This is a genomic window from Pseudomonas sp. FW215-R2 (assembly GCF_058789255.1).
On the sequence record NZ_JBYTBO010000015.1, the window covers coordinates 17,209 to 33,542 of the forward strand.

18 protein-coding genes are annotated in these 16,334 nt (G+C 62.6%); 6 read left to right on the forward strand and 12 right to left on the reverse strand.

What is annotated here, in order from left to right:
* Positions 1–6: 6 nt before the first annotated feature.
* The 7 genes from AC3WRD_RS20220 to AC3WRD_RS20250 form a co-directional block, all read right to left on the reverse strand.
* Positions 7–1,371 carry a glutamine synthetase family protein gene (locus AC3WRD_RS20220; RefSeq protein WP_102621926.1) on the reverse strand — a complete coding sequence of 455 codons (1,365 nt, stop codon included), beginning with the start codon at positions 1,369–1,371 and terminating at the stop codon, positions 7–9.
* Positions 1,372–1,793: 422 nt separating this feature from the next.
* Entirely contained in the window at positions 1,794–3,140 is a 1,347-nt protein-coding gene (chrA, locus tag AC3WRD_RS20225) for a chromate efflux transporter (RefSeq protein WP_102621925.1), read from the reverse strand.
* A 71-nt stretch (positions 3,141–3,211) separates the two neighbouring features.
* A complete protein-coding gene (gene moaE, locus AC3WRD_RS20230) occupies positions 3,212–3,673 on the reverse strand; it encodes a molybdopterin synthase catalytic subunit MoaE (RefSeq protein ID WP_102621924.1) in 462 nt (153 codons plus the stop codon).
* Positions 3,674–3,676: 3 nt separating this feature from the next.
* Complete coding sequence (locus tag AC3WRD_RS20235) at positions 3,677–3,928, reverse strand: MoaD/ThiS family protein (protein WP_096820496.1); 252 nt, start codon at positions 3,926–3,928, stop codon at positions 3,677–3,679.
* Positions 3,925–4,410, reverse strand: a complete 486-nt coding sequence (gene moaC, locus AC3WRD_RS20240; protein ID WP_085698780.1) for a cyclic pyranopterin monophosphate synthase MoaC — start codon at positions 4,408–4,410, stop codon at positions 3,925–3,927. The genes AC3WRD_RS20235 and moaC overlap by 4 nt, the downstream gene beginning before the upstream one ends.
* Positions 4,407–5,249 carry a formate dehydrogenase accessory sulfurtransferase FdhD gene (gene fdhD / locus AC3WRD_RS20245; RefSeq protein WP_102621923.1) on the reverse strand — a complete coding sequence of 281 codons (843 nt, stop codon included), beginning with the start codon at positions 5,247–5,249 and terminating at the stop codon, positions 4,407–4,409. Before fdhD ends, moaC begins: the two co-directional genes overlap by 4 nt.
* 159 nt (positions 5,250–5,408) lie before the next feature.
* Positions 5,409–6,308 carry a LysR family transcriptional regulator gene (locus AC3WRD_RS20250; RefSeq protein ID WP_096820498.1) on the reverse strand — a complete coding sequence of 300 codons (900 nt, stop codon included), beginning with the start codon at positions 6,306–6,308 and terminating at the stop codon, positions 5,409–5,411.
* Positions 6,309–6,606: 298 nt separating this feature from the next.
* On the opposite strand from AC3WRD_RS20250, the gene moaB reads away from it, so the two are divergent.
* Positions 6,607–7,146, forward strand: a complete 540-nt coding sequence (gene moaB / locus AC3WRD_RS20255) for a molybdenum cofactor biosynthesis protein B (protein ID WP_065260324.1) — start codon at positions 6,607–6,609, stop codon at positions 7,144–7,146.
* Positions 7,143–8,348, forward strand: a complete 1,206-nt coding sequence (locus AC3WRD_RS20260; RefSeq protein WP_102621922.1) for a molybdopterin molybdotransferase MoeA — start codon at positions 7,143–7,145, stop codon at positions 8,346–8,348. Before moaB ends, AC3WRD_RS20260 begins: the two co-directional genes overlap by 4 nt.
* Before the next feature lie 6 nt (positions 8,349–8,354).
* On the opposite strand, the gene AC3WRD_RS20265 is transcribed toward AC3WRD_RS20260, so the two are convergent.
* Positions 8,355–9,152 carry a MipA/OmpV family protein gene (locus AC3WRD_RS20265; protein WP_102621921.1) on the reverse strand — a complete coding sequence of 266 codons (798 nt, stop codon included), beginning with the start codon at positions 9,150–9,152 and terminating at the stop codon, positions 8,355–8,357.
* Between the two features lie 194 nt (positions 9,153–9,346).
* Between AC3WRD_RS20265 and AC3WRD_RS20270 the strand changes: the two genes are divergently transcribed.
* The 3 genes from AC3WRD_RS20270 (at position 9,347) to AC3WRD_RS20280 (ending at position 12,546) form a co-directional block, all read left to right on the forward strand.
* Positions 9,347–10,231 carry a LysR substrate-binding domain-containing protein gene (locus AC3WRD_RS20270; RefSeq protein ID WP_102621920.1) on the forward strand — a complete coding sequence of 295 codons (885 nt, stop codon included), beginning with the start codon at positions 9,347–9,349 and terminating at the stop codon, positions 10,229–10,231.
* A gap of 99 nt (positions 10,232–10,330) precedes the next feature.
* Positions 10,331–11,446 carry an agmatine deiminase gene (aguA, locus tag AC3WRD_RS20275; protein ID WP_102621919.1) on the forward strand — a complete coding sequence of 372 codons (1,116 nt, stop codon included), beginning with the start codon at positions 10,331–10,333 and terminating at the stop codon, positions 11,444–11,446.
* 2 nt (positions 11,447–11,448) lie between these two features.
* Positions 11,449–12,546, forward strand: a complete 1,098-nt coding sequence (locus AC3WRD_RS20280) for an extracellular solute-binding protein (protein ID WP_102621918.1) — start codon at positions 11,449–11,451, stop codon at positions 12,544–12,546.
* 13 nt (positions 12,547–12,559) lie between these two features.
* On the opposite strand, the gene AC3WRD_RS20285 is transcribed toward AC3WRD_RS20280, so the two are convergent.
* From AC3WRD_RS20285 to AC3WRD_RS20295, 3 genes are read right to left on the reverse strand one after another with little or no spacing between them, the layout of a single operon-like run.
* Positions 12,560–13,186 (reverse strand): DNA-3-methyladenine glycosylase family protein, encoded by a 627-nt coding sequence (locus AC3WRD_RS20285; RefSeq protein ID WP_102621917.1) that lies wholly within the window; start codon positions 13,184–13,186, stop codon positions 12,560–12,562.
* Positions 13,187–13,189: 3 nt separating this feature from the next.
* Positions 13,190–13,987 (reverse strand): isocitrate lyase/PEP mutase family protein, encoded by a 798-nt coding sequence (locus tag AC3WRD_RS20290; RefSeq protein WP_102621916.1) that lies wholly within the window; start codon positions 13,985–13,987, stop codon positions 13,190–13,192.
* Between the two features lie 23 nt (positions 13,988–14,010).
* Positions 14,011–15,093 (reverse strand): bifunctional transcriptional activator/DNA repair enzyme AdaA, encoded by a 1,083-nt coding sequence (locus AC3WRD_RS20295; RefSeq protein ID WP_102621915.1) that lies wholly within the window; start codon positions 15,091–15,093, stop codon positions 14,011–14,013.
* A gap of 109 nt (positions 15,094–15,202) precedes the next feature.
* Between AC3WRD_RS20295 and AC3WRD_RS20300 the strand changes: the two genes are divergently transcribed.
* Positions 15,203–15,616 (forward strand): VOC family protein, encoded by a 414-nt coding sequence (locus AC3WRD_RS20300; protein ID WP_102621914.1) that lies wholly within the window; start codon positions 15,203–15,205, stop codon positions 15,614–15,616.
* Here the strand turns inward: AC3WRD_RS20300 and AC3WRD_RS20305 are convergent.
* Positions 15,613–16,233: a LysE family translocator gene (locus tag AC3WRD_RS20305; RefSeq protein WP_102621913.1), complete on the reverse strand. Its 621-nt coding sequence runs from the start codon at positions 16,231–16,233 to the stop codon at positions 15,613–15,615. The genes AC3WRD_RS20300 and AC3WRD_RS20305 overlap by 4 nt on opposite strands.
* Between the last annotated feature and the right edge of the window lie 101 nt (positions 16,234–16,334).

Consider the following 16,334-nt stretch of genomic DNA (forward strand, 5'->3'; position numbering starts at 1 on the left):
AAAGGATCAGGCTTCGGTCAGATACCAGCGCCAGTCCTGCTCACCCACTTCGGCCATGAACTGCCGGTATTCCGCACGCTTCACTGCCAGATACACCCCGAGAAACGCCTGCCCCAGTGCATCACGCGCCCATACCGAATTTTCCAGCGCCGTGAGCGAGGTCAGCCAGTCGGTCGGCAGCAATTCTTTCGCCTGCGCATAGCCATTGCCTTGCACCGGTTCGCCCGGATCGATGTCTTCTTTTATGCCGCGATGAATGCCCGCCAGGATCGCCGCCGCTGCCAGATACGGGTTGGCATCAGCGCCGCAGATGCGGTGTTCGATGTGCCGGGTGTTGGCCGGGCCGCCAGGCACGCGCAGGCTGACGGTGCGGTTGTCGACGCCCCAGGTCGGCGCCAGTGGCGCGTAGCTGTTGGCCTGGAAGCGGCGGTAGGAGTTGGCGTTGGGGCAGAACAGCAGCAGCGAATCGAGCAAGGAGGCGAGCATCCCGCCAATCGCCGTGCGCAACAGCGGCGTGCCGGCCGGATCTTCGGAGGCAAACAGATTGCGCCCCTCGGCATCGGCGAGGCTGACGTGCATGTGCATGCCGGTTCCGGCCAGGTGATCGAACGGCTTGGCCATGAACGTCGCCTGCATCCCGTGCTTGTGCGCCACGGCTTTGACCAGCCGTTTGTAGCGCACCGCTTGATCCATCGCCTCCAGCGCATCGCCGTGTTCGAGGGTGATTTCCACCTGACCCGGTGCGTATTCCGAGATCGCCGTGCGCGCCGGAATGCCGTGCAGTTTGCAGGCGCTGTAGAGGTCGGCGAGGAATGGTTCGATCTGCTCCAGCTCGCGCAAACCGTAGACCTGCGTGTGCCTCGGTCGACCGCCGTCGGCATCCAGCGCCGGTTGCGGACGACCGTTGTGATCGCGTTTGGCGTCGAGCAGATAGAACTCCAGTTCGCAGGCCATCACCGGGTGGTAACCCTCGGCTTTCAAGCGGTCGATGACCTTGATCAGCAAGTGACGCGGGTCGGCAATGCTCGCCGGCATGCCTTGTTCCGGGTGCATGCTGACCTGCACCGCAGCGGTCGGAATCTGCCGCCACGGCAGGCGTACCAGACTGCCTTCCAGCGGGTAGGCGCGACAGTCGATGTCGCCGACGTCCCACACCAGACCGGAATTTTCCACGTCCTCGCCGTGCACGGTCAGGCCGAGGATGGTGCTCGGCAGCGGGCGACCGCTTTCGTACACGGCGAGCAGTTCTTCGCGGTGCAACAACTTGCCGCGGGGCACGCCGTTGGCGTCGAGGATGAACAGCTCGATCATGTCGATGTCGGGGTTTTGATCGAGAAAATGACGGGCGTCTTCAATGGCTGCGAATTTCATAATCAATCACTCACGATGGCGCCGCACAGGCGCGCAGATTCGGGCCGGACGCAGCTCGGCAATAGGCGCGGGCGTCCTGGCAGGGATATCGAAAAAAGAGGGGGACTGTCGCGGTTTTTAACGGCGCGATCAGACGGACAGGCAGATATCCGGCGGGCGTGCGGAGTGACGCAGCTTGGAACGGCTCAGGGCCATGGGGAGATTGACGATGCGATTCATGCGCGGCCCCTGTGAAGGAGGGCGCACAGTGCAGAGACGTTCAACGATTCTGATTGTTGTAGTGACGTGCTCATGACGCGTGTTTCCGTTGGCGGAAAACGTCGGCGGCGGGAGTGTCCCGCCATGCCGGTGTGGCTGGATAGTAAGGGGGAACTCCCGGATAAGTAAACGCCTGATTCCGGAGGGCATGACAAGCCCCCGGTTCAGCGCAACAGGTGAAACCCCAGCCCGACGAGGGCGCAAACGATCAACACCTCGATCACCCCTCGCTTGAACACAAACAGCGCGAGGGTTGCCGCCGCCGCGAGCAACAGAGAAAAGACGTCAGGTTGCCCGGCAAAACCCTGGGGCCAAAACACGTGATAGGCAAAGAAACACGCCAGATTGAGGATCACCCCGACCACGGCGGCGGTGATCGCGGTCAGCGGTGCGGTGAACTTCAGTTCGTTGTGGGTCGACTCCACCAGCGGTCCGCCGGCGAAGATGAACAGGAACGAAGGCAGAAAGGTGAACCAGGTCACCAGCGTCGCGGCCAGCGCGCCGGCGGCAAACGCATGTTCCGGGCCGAACGTCGGTTGCACGTAAGCCCCGACGAACCCGACGAATGCCACGACCATGATCAGCGGCCCCGGCGTGGTTTCGCCCAGGGCCAGGCCGTCGATCATCTGCGTCGGCGTCAGCCAGCCGTAATGCCCGACCGCGCCTTGATACACATAGGGCAGCACGGCGTAAGCGCCGCCGAAGGTCAGCAGCGCCGCTTTGGTGAAAAACCAGCCCATCTGCGTGAAGGTGCCGTTCCAGCCGAACAGCGCCGTCAGCAGCGCCATCGGCAGGCACCACAGCAACGCACCGACCAGCACCAGACGCAGCAGCCTCGGCAGGCTGAACCGTGCATGTTCGGGCGTTGGCGTGTCGTCATCGATCAGTGCCGGGCCGAAGGATTTTTCGCTGCCACGATGACCGCCGTGGTTGAACCGCTGCGGCGCCCAGCGTCCGCCGAAATACCCGATCAATGCCGCGCCGAGCACGATCAGTGGGAACGGTACGTTGAAGGCGAAAATCGCCACGAACGCTGCTCCGGCAATCGCCCACAGCCAGCCATTCTTCAAGGCCCGCGAACCGATGCGATGGGCCGCGTGCAACACAATCGCGGTCACCGCCGGTTTGATCCCGTAAAACACCCCGGCCACCACCGGCACGTCGCCAAGCGCAATATAAATCCAGGAAAGGACAATCAGAATCAGCAGCGACGGCAGCACAAACAGCGCCCCGGCCAGCACGCCGCCGCCCGTGCGGTGCAGCAGCCAGCCGGTGTAGGTCGCCAGTTGCTGGGCCTCCGGGCCGGGCAGCAACATGCAGTAGTTGAGCGCGTGCAGGAAGCGCCGCTCGGAGATCCAGCGCCGACGCTCCACCAGTTCCTGATGCATGATCGCGATCTGCCCGGCCGGGCCGCCGAAACCGATGCAGCCGAGCTTGAGCCAGAAGGGCCAGGCCTGGCGCAGGCTGACAGGCTGGGGGCGGGGCAAATCCTCAGGGGGCGTTGTGCTCAAGTGCGGCTCCACGTTCGAATCGTCGGGAACCGCTATCTAATCAGGCTTTTGTTGCATCCGACAGTGCCCCGTCAGGCATGCGCCAGACTCCATCGAAACGCCGCATTCTGATCACTTTCCCGCGCCTCAACCCAATGCGAGCCCTCAGGCGTGGTCTCACGCTTCCAGAACGGCGCACGCGTCTTCAGCACATCCATGATGAACGCGCAGGCCTCGAATGCCGCATGCCGATGCTTGCTGCTGACGCCGACAAACACGATCGGATCGGTCACCGACAGCGCGCCGACCCGATGCACGATCTCCACCGCCAGCAGCGGCCAGCGCTCGCGGGCCTGTTCGGCTATCTGTTCCAAAGCCTTCTCGGTCATGCCCGGATAGTGTTCGAGGAACAGTTCGTTAACCGTTTGGCCGACGTTCAGATCCCGAACGTAGCCAATGAAATTCACCACCGCGCCCACCCGTGGATTGCGTGCATGCAAATCCGCAATCAACTGACCGGCGTCGAAGTTTTTGCGCTGGACTCGAACGCCCATGACTCAACCCCCCGTGACCGGTGGGAAAAACGCGATCTCGTCGAAATCCTCGATCGCCTGATCCGGCTGGCAAAGCTCCTGATTCACCGCACACATCAGGTTGCCGGCGCCGAGCACTTCGCGCCACAAGTCGCCACGCTGCATCAGCATCTGCCGCACGTCCTCTACGCTGGCGAGGGCGCTGCTAGCCGGAATCTTTTCACCGCCCAGATTGAGCCGGTCGCGATAGCTGGCGAAGTAGTTGATCAGAATCATTGCGGGTTCTCCCATTGAAAGTGGCCGGAGCGGCCGCCCTGTTTGCTCAGCAGACGGATGTCGCCGATGACCATCGCCCGGTCCACCGCTTTGCACATGTCGTAGATCGTCAGCGCGGCGACGCTGGCGGCGGTCAGGGCTTCGAGTTCGACGCCGGTCTGGCCGGTGAGGCGGCAGGTGCTGGTGATCTGCACGCGGTCCGGTTCGCAGGCCTTGAGTTCGACGTGGATCGAGCTGAGCAGCAGCGCATGACACAGCGGAATCAACTCGTGGGTGCGCTTGGCCGCTTGAATCCCGGCGATCCGCGCCACGGCGAACACGTCGCCCTTGGGGTGGCCGTTGGACTGAATCATTTGCAGGGTTTCAGGACGCATCTGCACCCAGGCCTGGGCAGTGGCTTCGCGGCGCGTCGCGGCCTTGTCGCTGACGTCGACCATGTTGGCGCGGCCCTGATCGTCGAGGTGGGTGAGGGTGTCGCTCATGGGGTTTGCTCCTGGATCGGGCTGTAGATTCGGGGGGCGTTGCGGTGCGGGACGTGGATCAGGTTCAAGCGGTGCTTGAGCGCCCAGCGCACGGTCAGCGCGGTGGGGGCGGACAGGCTGACGAGGGTGCCAAGACGGGCGCGCACCGCTTTGTGAATCAGTTCGAGGCTGCAACGGCTGGTGACCACGACGAAGCCCTGACGCGCATCGAGGCCTTCGAACTGCAGGGCGCCGATCAGCTTGTCGAGGGCGTTGTGGCGGCCGATGTCTTCGCGGCACAGCAGCGCTTCGCCGTCGGCGTCGAAGTACAACGCTGCGTGCAGGGCGCCGCTGCTGCGGGCCAGTTGCTGGGCCTGCTCGATGCGTTGGCGGATGCCCTCGAAATGCGCGGCCGGTGGCAACGGTGTCGGCGTCAGGATCTCCAGTTGCGGCAGCGCCTGTTCAAGGGCTTCCACACCGCAGAGGCCGCAACCGCTGGTGCCCGCCATCTGCCGGCGATGATCTTTCAGGGCCCAGAACGCGCGGCTGGAAATCTGCACGTCGGCCTGGCAGGCCTGGTCGAAATGGGTCAGGCGGATGTCGTGGATATCGTCGAGGCTGTCGACGATGGCGTTGCTCAGACTGAAGCCGCGAATGAAGTCCTCGATGTTGCCCGGCGAGACCATCATCACCGCCTGATTCAAGCCGTTGTAGCTGATGGCCAATGCGATCTCCGCCGCCAGCGCCGCGTGGGACACAGGCGCGTCGTCGAGGTATTCGCGGTAAGCCACTGGCGAAGGTTGTGGCGCGGGGGCGTTGGCGTCGCCCGGTTCGATGAGTTGTTCAACTTGGCACAGCATCTTGAAAGTCCCCGAAGCGCTGAAGTGAGTTCAGGCTACGGGGCAGCGAAAAGTGCGTCCAATCGCTTGTTCCGATGCAGTGATTGGATTGGTCGATCACTGCTGGCGAAGTTGAAAGCGTTGCACCGAAGTGCAACGTTTCAGGCTACTTGAGGGGGGTTAAACGGCAGGCGCCTCGATCCCGAACATCTTGCGCGCCTCGGCAAAACACTTTTCGGCAATCGCCGAGCGCGGTTCGGTCTTGCGCATCACCAGCCCCAGCGGCGCGAGTACGCTCGCATCCGGCAAGTTAATGAAGGCCAGGTGTTCGATCGGCTCTTGCAGACCACTGTCCAGCGGCATGATCGAGCAGCAGAAACCCTGGTGAATCGCCTGCAACAGTTGATAGGTCGAGTCGCTTTCCATGATCGGCTGCGGGTTGAGGCCGCGACTGCGGAAACTCAGGTCGATGGATTTGCGGTAATGCATGCCGGTGGTGATCATCCCCAGCGGCAGTTCGGCGGCGTCTTCCCAGCTCATTTCCGGGCCTTCGAAATGGAAGTGGCGGGTGTCGTAGAGCAGGCCGACGCGGGTTTCGCCGATCTCGAAGAAATCGAAGTAGTTCGGGTTGACGTGATCCAGATAACACACGCCCAGGTCCAGCTGATTGTTGCCCAGGCCTTCGATGATTTCGTTGGAACTCAGCGACGACAGGCTGTATTTCAGCTCCGGATAGATCGCGGACAAACCCTGAATGTAATTGACCGGATTGAAGTTGCTCAGCGGCACCAGCCCCAGGCGCAGACTGCCGACCAGTTGCCCGCGGCAGGCGGCGGCTTCGGCGAACAACCCGTCGTGGGCGGCCAGCAGCGTGCGGGCCCAGGCCAGTACGCGTTCGCCGGCCTGGGTGAAACCTTCGAAGCGCTGGCCGCGATTGACCAGCACCAGATCCAGCTCGTCTTCCAGATTACGCAGGCGCATCGACAGGGTCGGCTGGGTGATGTGGCAACGCGCGGCGGCCTGGCCGAAGTGACGGGTTTCGTCCAGCGCGATCAGGAACTTGAGTTGTTTGATGTCCACGATGGCACCTGCTCGATTGAGAATTTTGATTGAGTATTGACGCAGATGCGTACGGCGCACGGAAAGCGCAGGGGGTGACGATCCCATTGATCGCGTTTTACGTCCAATCGGAAGCGTTGAAGAGGCTATCGAGGGTTTCGATGACGGCCGGTTTCATTGGCGCGAACGGTAGTCGACGTTCGTGGAAAAATGACCGATAGAGCGGGTCGATAATGCGGTTGGTTAGAGTGATTAGACAGTCTTCATAAGTGGCACTTAGGCTCTGGCCCAATTGAATTGGCGAATGCCGGAGAGTGCCATGAGTGTTAAAGCGGATGCCCTGTTTGTTCCCTTGAATATTGCCGTGCTGACGGTCAGCGATACCCGCGATTACGCCAGCGATACTTCCGGCCAGTTGTTGGTCAGCCGTCTGCTGGAGGCTGGCCACACGTTGAGCGAACGCAACCTGCTCAAGGACGACCTGTACAAGATCCGCGCCCAGGTCGCGCACTGGATTGCCGACGACAACATCCAGGTGGTCCTGATCACTGGCGGCACCGGTTTCACCGGGCGCGACAGCACCCCGGAAGCGGTAGCCTGCCTGCTGGACAAGCAGATCGACGGTTTCGGCGAACTGTTCCGCGCCATCTCGATTCTCGATATCGGCACCTCGACCGTACAAAGCCGCGCGCTGGCGGGCCTGTCCAACGGCACGCTGGTGTGCTGCCTGCCGGGCTCCACCGGCGCATGCCGCACGGCGTGGGAAGGCATCCTCGCCGAGCAACTGGATAACCGTCACCGCCCATGCAACTTCGTCCCGCACCTCAAGCCGGTGCAAGCCTGCGGGCCACGCGGATGAGCAAGGCTGCATTGATGCCGGTCGAGGACGCCCTCGACCAACTGTTGGCGATGGCCAATGAACAACGCCTGCCGGACAGCGAATCAGTGCCGCTCAATGAGGCACGCGGGCGAGTATTGGCCAGCGATCTGGTCGCCACCCTCGATCTGCCGCCATGGCCGAACAGTGCCATGGACGGTTACGCGTTGAACCTCGCCGATCTGCACCGTCAGCCGTTGAATGTTTCGCAACGGGTCTACGCCGGGTTGGCGCCGGACGCCTTGCTGCCCGGTTCCTGCGCGCGGATCTTCACCGGCGCACCGCTGCCTCCCGGCGCCAATTGCGTGGAGATGCAGGAAAACGTCGAAGTGCTGGAGGACGGCCGGGTGCGGTTTCTGCAACCGCTGAAGGTCGGCCAGAACATCCGTGCCCAGGGCCAGGAGAACCGCGTTGGCGATACTTTGCTGCGCGCCGGCAAACGCCTTGGCCCGTTCGAACTGGCGGTGGCTGCGGGGCAGGGCATGACCCATTTGCCGCTGGTGCGCCGACCGCGTGTGGCGCTGCTGTCGACCGGTGATGAGCTGGTGGAACCGGGCCAGCCGTTGCGTCCCGGCAGCATCTACAACAGCAATCGCACCTTGCTCGATCACTGGTTACGCGAACTGGGTTGCGAGGTGATCGACGCGGGTATCCTGCCGGATCGTCCGGCGCAGACCCGGCTCAAACTTGAGCAATTGCAGGTGGCCGCCGATCTGATTCTGACCACGGGCGGCGTGTCTGCCGGCGATGCCGATTGCCTCGGCCAGGTGCTGCGCGACAACGGCAAGCCGCTGTTGTGGAAGCTCGCGATCAAACCCGGCAAACCGTTGACGGTTGGCCATTTCGGCACGGTGCCGGTGATCGGTCTGCCAGGCAATCCGACCTCGGCGCTGGTGACGTTCGGCCTGTTGGCGCGCCCGTACCTGCTGCGCATTCAAGGCGTGGAAGAGGTGATGCCGCTGAGCTTCACCGTCAATGCCGGGTTCGACTGGCCGAAACCCGGCAGTCGCCGCGAGTACCTGCGGGTGCGCCTGGAGGGCGGGCAGGCGGCGCTCTACCCGAACCAGAGTTCCGGGGTTCTGCTCGGCGCCACCTGGGCTGACGGGCTGGTGGAAATTCCGGAGAACAGCACCTTGCGAATGGGTGATCCACTGCGTTTCATTCCGTTCAGCGAGCTGTTCTGAGCGCGATCAAAAGGTGTAGGCCACTTGCCCGGCGAGGGAGGTCTGCAGCCGACGTTCGACAATCGGGCTGTCGGCCGCCTCGTGGTTCAGGTATTGCACTGCCAGCACTGTCGAGACGCTCCATTGTTTGTCCAGAGGCAATGACCACGTCAGGTCTGCGCCGCGACTGATCAACCCGGCGCGGGCCTTGTACGCGCGGAACTGGCTGCGCGAGGCCTGCGCATCGCTGACGCCGTACCAGGTACGCATGTAGTTGCTGTCGCCAAACTGGCTGTTCAGACCGCCGACCACTTTGCCGAAACGCCCTTCGTAGAACGGCGCGCTGATGCTCAGCTTGAGGCGGTTCCAGGCCGAACCGGTGTCGTGGTCATCGTCATCCCTTTCCAGCGCATGCTCGAAGCTCGCGCCGAGGATGATCGGGCCCATGTGATAGGTCCCGTCGAGCCCGATCACCGGGCGCGACTTGATCGAGCCCATGCCGTTGAGCTCGTCCGAGCCTTTGAATCCGGTCTTGCGATCCTTGCGCACGTCGCTGGCGCCGATGTAGACGCTGAGGCCGAAATCCTCTTCATCGAAACCCCAGCCCAGGCCTCGGCTAGTGTCGAGGAACACGCCGTAGGGGCTGACGATTTCGACACCCACCAATGGCGCCATCACCCGTTCATCACTGCCGCTGTAGCGCGGCGCACTGGCAGCCCCGGCGCGCAGCGTGGTGTGCCAGTCTTCGGCGCGCAGCGAGTCGCCGGGCAGCAGCAGGCAAAGGGAGGTCAGGGACAGAGAGAACGTACGCAACGAAACCGGCATGGGGCACCCGAGGGAAATGTGGATGCGCCATGCTAGGCGGGGGCTGGCCGGCAATCTTTGGCAGCTTTGTCGGGAAACTGTCAAAGACTGTGAAGGCGGCTACCGGCTCAATCCCGGCCGAACGATAACGCGGTGCAACTGGACGCCCGCGAAAAGCCCGGTCAGCATGGCGCAAAAAATCGGGATCAAAACCCATGCGCCGACTACCTTCCCTGGCCGCCCTGCGAACCTTCGAATGCGCCGCCCGCCACGCGCATTTCGGCCGGGCCGCAGCGGAGCTGTGCGTCACCGACAGCGCCGTCAGCCATCAGATTCGCCAACTCGAAGAGCAACTGGGCGTGTCGCTGTTCATTCGCGAGGGCCGGCAGATTCGCCCGACCATCGCCGCCGGGCGCTTGATGCAGAGCCTGCAACAAGCCTTCGAACTGATCGGCGATGCCTGCGACGAGTTGCGCGATCCGTCCTCGCTCGCCGTTCTGCGGCTAGCAGTCACGGCAGAACTCGCGCAGAAGTGGCTGATGAACCGTCTCACCGACTTCTACGCGCGTTATCCGCACATCACCTTGCACCTCTACGAACAACCGATCGACGCCACGGCGCCCGGCGAGGACATCGATCTGGCGATCACCTACGGCACCGGCCCGGTGGACAGCAGCGCGTATTTCGTCCGTCCGTTGCCGGCGTTGCAGTTCTTCCCGGTGTGCAGCCCTGGCCTGTTCAACCAGGGCAACCTGAAAACCCCGAAGGACCTGGCCCGGCATTGCCTGTTGCACGACGATCAGGACGGCAAGACCTGGACCGCGTGGCTGACCAGCCATGCCGGCGATTTGCGCCCGGAACGCCAGTTGTATTTCGCCCATGCCGGGCTGGCGCTGGAAGCGGCGGCGCAAGGGCAGGGCGTGGCGATGGGCGACAACCTCACCGCGCAGGAGGATTTGCAGAGCGGGCGTCTGGTGCGACCGTTCACCTCCAGCATGACTGCGCTGGGCCAATACGCGCTGGTCTGCGAGCGGGTGCGGCTGGAGCGTCCGGCGGTGGCGCAGATGCTGGAATGGTTCAACGATCAACTGGCGGATTGATGAGTTGAATTCAACTGTTCCGAAATAATCATCGTTGGCGAGCCGACCGCTCGCGACCGTAGCCTGAGGTCATTCCCATCCCGATGACGAGGTTTGACCATGGCACGTTTGCTCGACACCACCCCGAAACTCGACGGCTTCCGTCTGCCCGGCGAATTCGAAGCCAAGTCCGGTTGCTGGCTCGGCTGGCCGGAGCGCACCGACGTCTGGCGCAACGGTGCCAAGCCTGCACAGAAAGTCTGGGTGCAGATCGTCACCGCGATCTCTCACAGCGAACCGGTGACGGTCTGCGCCTCGGCGGCCCAGTTCGCCACCGCCCGCCGCCAGTTGCCACCGCAAGTGCGGGTGGTGGAGATGACTTGCAACGACACCTGGTTTCGCGACAGCGGCCCGTGCTTTGTGGTCAACGATCAGAGCGGTGAAGTGCGTGGCGTCGATTTTGAATTCAACGCCTACGGCGGCCTCGATGGCGGCCTCTACTACCCGTGGGACAAGGACGATCAGATCGCCAGCAAGATCCTCGAAATCGAACGTTTCGACCGTTATCGCGCGCCATTGATTGCCGAACTCGGCGGCATTCAGAGCGACGGCCAGGGCAGCATCCTCACCACCGAGCAATGCCTGCTCAACCGCAATCGCAACCAGCACCTGGGCAAGGACGAAGTCACCCGCCGGCTAACCGATTACCTCGGCGCCGAGCAAGTGATCTGGCTGCCGCGCGGTTGCAAATTCGACGAAACCGACGGCCATGTCGACGACCTCGCGTGCTTCGTGCGCCCCGGCGAAGTGGTGCTGCAATGGACCGACAACCGTGACGATCCGCAATGGGAAATCTATCAGGAGGCCTACGACATCCTGCGCAGCACCCGCGACAGCCGTGGCCGCGAGCTGATCGTGCACAAGCTGCCGCAACCGGACGTGCTGGAGTGGACCGCCGAAGAAGCCGAAGGCCTCGATCAGCAGGACAGCACCCACACCCGTCAGGCCGGCACCAAGATCTGTGCGTCGTACATCAATTACTACGCCGGCAACAGCTCGATCGTGGTGCCGTTGTTCGGTGATCGCAACGATCAGGTGGCGCTGGCGACCCTCGCCGAACTGTTCCCGCAGCACAAGATCGTCGGTATCGAAAACTCCCGGGAAATCCTGCTCGGTGGCGGCAACGTCGCGTGCATCACCATGCCGCAATACGCCGGCCAGAAAAAAGGAGCCTGACCATGGGCCTGCACAAACTGAGTAAAGCGTTATTGCTGGTGCTTGCACCCCTGTGTGTGCAGGCTGCCGAGACGGCGAAACCGGTGGTCAATCTGTATATCTGGGGCGAGTACCTGGCCCCGGACACCCTGAAGAATTTCGAGGCAAAAACCGGCTTTCAGGTGGTCGCCGATCACTTCGATTCACTGGAAACCGTCGAAACCAAACTGCTCACCGGCCGCAGCGGCTACGACCTGGTGCTGACCGCCGGCCAGCACCTGTCGAGAGCCATCGAGAGCGGCGCGATCCAGACTTTGAACAAGCAGCAGCTCCCGCACTTTGCCGGGGTTGGGGACGAATTCCGCCAGCACATGGCGGTGTTCGATCCGGGCAACCGCTACGCCGGGATCTACGCCTGGGGCACTACTGGCGTCGGCTATCAGGAAGAAGCCGTGAAGCAGCGCTTGCCGGAGGCGCCACGGGACAGTTGGGCGATGCTGTTCGACCCGGCGGTGGTGTCGAAATTCGCCGATTGCGGGGTGAGCCTGCTCAACGATCCGAACGAAGTGTTCGCGGCGGTCATGAAGTACATGGGCCTGGACATCAACCGTCAGAGCCTCGACGACCTGAAACTCGCCGAACAGCAACTGGCGAAGATCCGTCCGTACATCCGCTACTTCGACAACGACCTGAACATCAGCGACCTGGCCAACGGCAACACCTGCGTGGCGATGTCGTGGAACGGCAACGTCGCCATCGCAGCGGGCCAGGCCGAAGCGGCCCACAAGCCGTTCAAGTTGAATTACCGGATTCCGAAAGAGGGCACGCTGATCTGGTTCGACGCCATGGTCATTCCCAAGGATGCACCGCACCCCGAGGCCGGATTGGCATTGATGGATTACTTGATGACGCCTGAGGTGATCGCGCCGATTACTGACACCATTCACTACGCCAATGCGATTACGGCGGCGGACGGGTTGATTGATCCTGCGATTCGTAATGATCCGGGGACTTATCCGCCTGAGGCGGTGAGGGCTTCGTTGTATAGCAAGAATGATAATGGGAAGGTGTTTAATCGGGCTTTGATTCGGGCGTTCAGTCGGTTGAAGTCGGGCCTTTGAAAGCCGCCCTCACTTACGGTGAGGGCGCTTTTGGTACCCGCCACAGATACCACGCTGCAACGGTGCGAAACGGACTCCACGCCAACCCGATCTCGATCATCTGCTTGCGCGTAGGCTGCACCTCCAGCCCCTTCAGCCGGCGATATCCTTCGCGTACGCCAAAGTCATCGGCCGGCAGAATATCCGGCCGCTCCAGGCTGTAGATCAGCAACATCTCCACAGTCCAACGCCCAACCCCGCGCAGGCTGATCAAGCGTTCAATCAGCGCCTCATCCTCCATCGCCAGCGCCGTGGCGTAATCCGGCACCACGCCGTCCAGGGTCGCCTGGGCAATCCCCTGAATCGTCGCAATCTTGCCCGCCGAAAACCCGCAACCGCGCAACCGATCGAAGTCCGTCACCAGAATCTGCTCCGGACGCGGAAATGTCTGTCCGGAAAACAACCCCACCAACCGCCCGACAATCGCATCGCCAGCCTTGGCATGCAGTTGCTGATAGGCAATCGCCCGCACCAGCGATTCATAGGGATCGCGCGCCGGATGCGGTTGATGCAGGCAAGGGCCGACCGCAGCGATGTGGCGCTGCCAGTCGGCGTCGAGGCTGGCCAGAAATTCGCTGGCCGGTTGGTAGGGATCGAGCATGGCTTACTTCAGCAGACCGTTGACTTCGCCATAGGTGAAGGCCTTGAGGTCGTGGGTATCGAGCTTGCCGCTGGCGAGGAAACTTTTCACCAGTGAACCCATGGCGCCGTAGAGGAATTCGGCGATCCCGGAGCCCGCGCTCAGGCGACGTACACCGAGGGTTTTCAGTTCTTCGGGGGAGGGCAGGCAAGCGAAACCGAGGACGTTGACCGGCAGCGTCGTACCTTTGCAGATGGCTTCGATTTCGTAAGCGGAGGTCGCCCCGGCAGCGAACAAACCATCGGCCCCGGCTGCCTGATACAGCGCCGCGCGGTGCAGGGTTTCGGCTACGCGATCCTCGGCTGGCACCAGACTTTTGAGGTAAACATCGGTGCGGGCATTGATAAACAGCTTCACATCGCGCTTGTCGGCGACTTGTCGTGCCACTTCGATCTTGCGCGCCAGCAGTTCCGGCGTGCCGTTGCCGTCTTCGATATTGATCCCGACCGCACCCGCTGCGACAACCGCATCGATCACTTCGGCGACCCGGTCGAGGTCATCGGAGTAACCGGCCTCGATGTCCACACTCAACGGCACCTTGATGACACGGGCAATCGACTCCACGGTGCTGATCAAGCGCTCCAGCGGCAAGGTGTTGCCATCCGGGTAACCGTGGGCCCAGGCCACCGCGGCGCTGCTGGTGGCGACGGCCTTGCCGCCGAGTTGCTCGACCAGTCGCGCGCCCGTGGCGTCGGCAACGTTGGTCAGGATCAGCAGGCCATCGTGGTGCAACTGGTGAAACTGTGTGTCGAGCGCGTTCATCAAGATCCCTTCTTGTCGGTTTGTCAGAAAGCCAACGGTTGCGTCAGCTGCACGGCAGCGTTTTCCAGCCTGAGCAAAAACGCCTTGCGTGGCTGTCCACCACCATAACCGGTCAGCGAGCCGTCCGCACCGATCACCCGATGGCAAGGCACCACGATCGACAGGCGATTGTGCCCGTTGGCCAGCCCCACCGCGCGACTGGCGCCGGGTTTGCCCAGCCGTGCGGCGATGGCGCCGTAAGTGCTGGTGTGGCCGTAGGGGATTTGCCGCAGTTCGGCCCAGACCTGACGGGCAAACTCGCTGCCGGGCAGATGCAACGGCACGCTGAATTCGCTCAGCTTGCCGGCGAAATACTGCGCCAGCTCATTTTCAATCTGCTGCAAATGCGCGTTGTGCCCTGGCGCAACCACGTAGCCGTAGCGGTTTTGCAATTCTTCGACTTCCCGGGTCAGCGCCGGGCGGTCGAGAAACTCCAGCAGCACCAGTCCGCGTCGCTCGGCCATGGCGATCATCGGTCCCAGCGGCGTGGTCAGGCGGGTGAACAGCAGCGGTTCGCTGGCTGCTGCGCGTCCCGGCGTGATGTGGAACGATTTCTGAAACGCATCACGAAAACCGCTGAGGGATTCATAACCGGAGTCGAATGCCGCGTGGTCGATGGACGTGCCTTGCTTGATCCCGCCCAACGCCATGCCGAGCCGGCGGGTGCGCAGCCACGCATGAAAGGTCATGCCAAAATGCTGCTTGAACCAGCGCCGCAGCTTCAGCGGTTCGATGCCCTCGGCGAGCAATTGCGCATCGCTCCAGCGTAGCTCCGGATCGGCGTCGACGGCTTTCAACAGCCGTTGCACCCAGTCCGGGGCGATGGCTGCAGCGTCCAGCGGTTTGCAGCGCAAGCAGGCGCGGTAACCGGCGGACAGGCAGTCGTCAGCGTGGGCGAAGAACTCGACGTTTTCCGGTTTCGGCTTGCGCGCCGTGCAGGTAGGGCGGCAAAAGATCCCGGTGGTTTTCACGGCCGTAAAGAACACGCCTTCATAGGCAGTGTCGCTTGCGAGCATGGCGCGAACCATTTCGGCGTGGGGTGGCAGGACAGCGGCTTGTATGTTCATGGGCCGAGGATAAAACCAGTTATTCGATGGCTCCACCGAAAAATCGACAATGAATTTTCGGGCCGCTGCACTACAGTGATCGGGTCGCTACAACTCGGGAATTGCCTGTATGCCACCGTTCACGATTCAACACATCGATCACATCGTGCTGCGCGTTGCGGATCTGCAACGCAGCATTGATTTCTACGACCGGGTCTTCGGTGCCGAAGTGGTCAAGCGCAACGAAAAGTTCGGTCTGGTACACCTGCGCGCCGGCACGTCGATGATCGACCTGGTCGATCTCGACGGCGAAATCGGCCGCAAGGGCGGCGCCGCTGCCGGCAGCGAACGGCGCAATGTCGATCATTTCTGCCTGCGCATCGAGCCGTTCGATGAAGAGGCTTTGATCAGTCACCTGCAAGCCTGTGGATTGTCCGTCGACAAGGCCGCCACCCGTTTCGGCGCCGAGGGCAATGGCCTGTCGCTGTACTGCTTCGATCCGGACGGCAATCAGGTCGAGCTCAAAGGCCCGTCCGAAGCTTAGGCCCGTTTGGCCATCAGCAACACCGAAGCCGCCGCCGACAGCAGCCCCGCGCAGCAGCGATTGAAAATCCGCTTGCCGCGCGGCTCGGCGAACCAGCGGCGCATGTGCAGGCCCATGTACGCGTAGGCGCTGATGGCGATCCATTCCAGCAGCAGGAACAGCGCGCCCAGCAGCATGAATTGCGGGGTGATGGCGCGGGTCGGGTCGACGAATTGCGGCAGGAATGCAGTGAAGATCAGTATTGCCTTGGGATTACCTGCCGCCACTAAAAACTCCTGACGCGCCAGGGCCAAAAGCCCGTTTGCCGGCGCTGCAACGGCTTCTTCTGCAGCCGGATTCGCTCGCCACAGCTGCCACGCCAGGTACAGAAGATACCCTGCGCCGACAATCTTGATCCCGTAGAACAATAGCTCGGACGTTTGCAGCACCACCGCCAGCCCCGCCGCCGCGAGGGCGATCATCCCGGCAAACGCCAGCAACCGACCGACACCCGCCACACAGGCGCGACGATAGCCGTAACGGGTGGCGTTGCTGACCGACAGCAGGTTGTTCGGGCCGGGTGCCATGTTCAAGGCGAAACAGGCGGGCAGAAACAGGGAAAGGGTGGCTAGATCCATGACGCGGGCTCCGGTGGCGGGACGGCTATTTTTATCATGCTGGCGGCGGGCCGGAACCGTACAGTCAGGCTGCGGAGTCGCGGTACAGCGATTGCCGGGCG